This is a genomic window from Mesorhizobium sp. M2A.F.Ca.ET.037.01.1.1, from assembly GCF_003998075.1.
GTDB lineage: Bacteria > Pseudomonadota > Alphaproteobacteria > Rhizobiales > Rhizobiaceae > Mesorhizobium.
This window is the reverse complement of sequence record NZ_RZSA01000778.1, coordinates 1-3,262: the sequence shown is the minus strand read 5'-3', so window position 1 is coordinate 3,262 and position 3,262 is coordinate 1. Positions and strand designations below refer to the sequence as shown.

Annotated in this window: 4 protein-coding genes and 1 pseudogene; all 5 read left to right on the top strand. The window is 63.7% G+C overall.

Features of this window, described 5'->3' with window-relative positions; all coding sequences use genetic code 11:
- Nucleotides 1–310 (top strand): ubiquinol-cytochrome C chaperone family protein (locus EOA27_RS28815; RefSeq protein WP_281059484.1); only part of this gene is annotated, 310 nt, incomplete at its 5' end.
- Nucleotides 311–321: 11 nt separating this feature from the next.
- Entirely contained in the window at nt 322–870 is a 549-nt protein-coding gene (locus EOA27_RS28810; RefSeq protein ID WP_126082926.1) for a DUF177 domain-containing protein, read from the top strand.
- A 130-nt stretch (nt 871–1,000) separates the two neighbouring features.
- Nucleotides 1,001–2,071 (top strand): phosphate acyltransferase PlsX, encoded by a 1,071-nt coding sequence (gene plsX / locus EOA27_RS28805; protein WP_042640146.1) that lies wholly within the window; start codon nt 1,001–1,003, stop codon nt 2,069–2,071.
- A gap of 9 nt (nt 2,072–2,080) precedes the next feature.
- On the top strand, nt 2,081–3,046 hold the full coding sequence (locus EOA27_RS28800; protein WP_126082925.1) for a beta-ketoacyl-ACP synthase III: 966 nt from the start codon (nt 2,081–2,083) through the stop codon (nt 3,044–3,046).
- A gap of 105 nt (nt 3,047–3,151) precedes the next feature.
- Nucleotides 3,152–3,262: pseudogene (locus EOA27_RS28795) on the top strand (integration host factor subunit alpha); the annotation flags it as partial.

The window sequence follows — 3,262 nt, the reverse complement described above, 5'->3', positions numbered from 1 at the left end:
GTTCTTCCTCGATGTCGATCATTCGCTGCGCGAACTTGGAATCAGCGATGTCGGCGTGCCCAAGCGCATGAAGAAGCTGGCAAGGATGTTTTACGGCCGCACGACCGCCTATGATGATGCCCTCCGAGAAAACGACCGGTCGGCGCTTGCGGCGGCGCTTGCGCGCAATGTCAGGCCGGACGCGGGCCCCTGGCCGCAGGCGTCGCTGCTGGCGGATTATGTCTGCGATGCCAGCCAGAAGCTCGCCGCGCAGCCGACCGAATCGATCGCCGCCGGCACGGTCGCATTCCCGGCCGCCGGGGCCGCTTGAAGGAGGCCAGCATGAAAGACGCTGAATTGCGCAGCCCGGTATCCTTTGTCGCCAATGTCGCGCGGCTGCCGCAAAAGGGCCTGCCGATCCTGGTCGAGGCCGATCAGCGCCAGCGCGAAGCACTTGCAGCCGAATATGAGCTGCTTTCGGTCGAAAGCTACCGTGCCGAATTGCTTGTTGCTTCGTGGAAGCGCAACGGCGTCAAGGTTACCGGTCGTGTCGAGGCCGACATCACGCAGGCCTGCATCGTCACCCTGGAGCCGGTAAGCGCACATATAGACGAGCCGGTCGAGGCGCTGTTCCTGCCCGAGCAGTCGAAGCTTGGACGCGAGGGCTTCGAGGGCGGCGGCGAGATTATTCTCGACGCCGATGGACCGGACAGTCCGGAAACATTCTCCGGCGACACGATCGACGTCGGTGCGCTGGCCGAACAGTTCTTCGGCCTGGCGATCGACCCCTATCCGCGCAAGCCGGGAGCCTCGCTCGACGTCGCCGGCGACGATCAGGCCGAGGAAAGCGAATTCCAGAAAAAGCTGCGTTCGTTGCTCGGAAAATCCTGAGAGTGGTCCGGATTTTGGAAAAGTTGGTTGTGCGCAGGCGCAAAACCGCTATTTTCGCCGAACCTTCGCGAGCCCCCTTACCTTGGCAGGCGTCCGCCGCTAGCCAGGCAAACCGTGAGAAAAACACCGAGTGATCAGGATTTCCATCGATGCCATGGGCGGCGATCACGGACCAAGCGTGGTCATCCCGGCGCTGATGACGGTCGTCATCCGCCGCCCTGACATCCGCTTCGTCATCTATGGCCGCGAGGACGTGGTGCGTCCCGAGCTCGCCAAGTTCCCGAAACTCGCCGAAGTGAGCGAGTTCGTCCATTGCGAGATCGCCGTGCGCATGGACGACAAGCCGAGCCAGGCTCTGCGCCACGGCCGCTGGAAGTCGTCGATGTGGAAGGCCGTGGAGGCGGTGAAGAGCGGCGCCGCGCAGGCCTGCATCTCGGCCGGCAACACCGGCGCGCTGATGGCGATGTCGAAATTCTGCCTGCGCACCATGGCCACCATCGATCGCCCCGCGATCGCGGCGCTCTGGCCGACGACGCGCGGCGAAAGCGTCGTGCTCGATGTAGGCGCCACCATCGGTGCCGACGCGCATCAGCTGATCGATTTCGCCATTCTGGGCACCGGCATGGCGCGCTCGGTGTTCGGCATCGAGCGGCCGAGCGTCGGCCTGCTCAATGTCGGCGTCGAGGAGATCAAGGGCCAGGAAGAGGTCAAGGAGGCTGGCCGCATGCTGCGCGAGGCCAACATGGCCTCGATGAATTACCGCGGCTTCGTCGAAGGCGACGACATCGGCAAGGGCACGGTCGACGTGGTGGTCACCGAGGGCTTTGCCGGCAATATCGCGCTTAAGACCGCCGAGGGCACGGCAAGGCAGATCGCCGGCTATCTTCGCGCCGCCATGAGCCGCACGCTCATGGCCAAGATCGGCTATGTCTTCGCCAAGGGCGCCTTCGACCGGCTGCGCGAGAAGATGGATGTCGGCCGCTCCAATGGCGGCGTCTTCCTGGGCTTGAACGGCATCGTGGTGAAGAGCCATGGTGGCGCCGATTCGGATGGCTTCGCTGCGGCGATCGAGCTCGGCTACGACATGGTGCGCAATAATCTGCTTGACCGGATCGAGGCCGACCTCGATCTGTTCCATGCGCGCAATCCCAATGCCCAGGCAAACAGGAAATCCGGCGTCTCCGCCGACGCCGAGGAATAGGAACGGACCTTGATCAGATCAGTCGTGCGCGGCAATGGTGCCGCGCTGCCCCGCCGCATTATGAAGAATGCCGACTTCGAAGGCATGGTCGAGACCTCCGACGAGTGGATCGTCCAGCGCACAGGCATCCGCCAGCGTCATGTCGCGGCCGATGACGAGACGACGGCCTCGCTGGGCGAGGCGGCGGCGCGCGCAGCGCTCGACAGCGCGGGCATGACGCCAGCCGATATCGACCTCATCATCCTGGCGACTTCGACGCCCAACAACACATTCCCGGCGACCGCCGTCGAGATCCAGAACAGGCTCGGCATGCATCACGGCTTTGCCTTCGACATGCAGGCCGTCTGCTCTGGCTTCGTCTATGCCGTCGCCACCGCCGACCTTTATATCCGTGGCGGCTTGGCCAAGCGTGTCCTGGTGATCGGCTCGGAGACGTTCTCGCGCATCCTCGACTGGAACGACCGCTCGACCTGCGTGCTGTTCGGCGACGGCGCCGGGGCGCTCGTTCTCGAAGCCCAAGACGGCGCGATCACCGACCGCGGCGTGCTGGCGGCGAGCCTACGCTCCGATGGCGCGCATAAGGACAAGCTCTTCGTCGATGGCGGGCCTTCGACGACGGGAACCGTCGGTCATCTCAGGATGGAAGGCCGTGAGGTGTTCAAGCATGCCGTCGGCATGATCACCGATGTCATCGAGGCGACCTTCGGCGAGGCCGGCATAACGGCGCAGGACCTCGACTGGTTCGTGCCGCATCAGGCCAATAAACGGATTATTGACGCTTCCGCCAGGAAGCTCGGGATAGCCGAGGAGAAAGTTGTGGTCACCGTCGATTTACACGGTAACACCTCGGCTGCCTCGGTGCCGCTGGCTCTCGCGGTGGCCGTCGCCGACGGCCGCATCAAGAAGGGCGATCTGGTGCTTCTCGAGGCGATGGGTGGAGGCTTCACCTGGGGCGCGGTGTTGCTCCGCTGGTAAGTGCCGAACGCGCCGGTTCGGTCCTTGACCTTGCCGGATCAATTACTTAGGCTCTGCCTTTGGCTGTATCGATTTACATTTTCTGCGAGCAGATGGGACGGTCGCATGGGGGGAAAGACACTGACGCGTGCCGACCTTGCTGAAGCCGTTTATCGGAAGGTTGGCCTGTCGCGGACTGAATCGGCGGAACTCGTCGAAGCCGTGCTGGACGAAATC

Coding starts and splice junctions, on each gene's coding strand:
- EOA27_RS28810 (WP_126082926.1), top strand. CDS start 322: ATGAAAGACGCTGAATTGCGCAGCCCGGTATCCTTTGTCGCCAATGTC.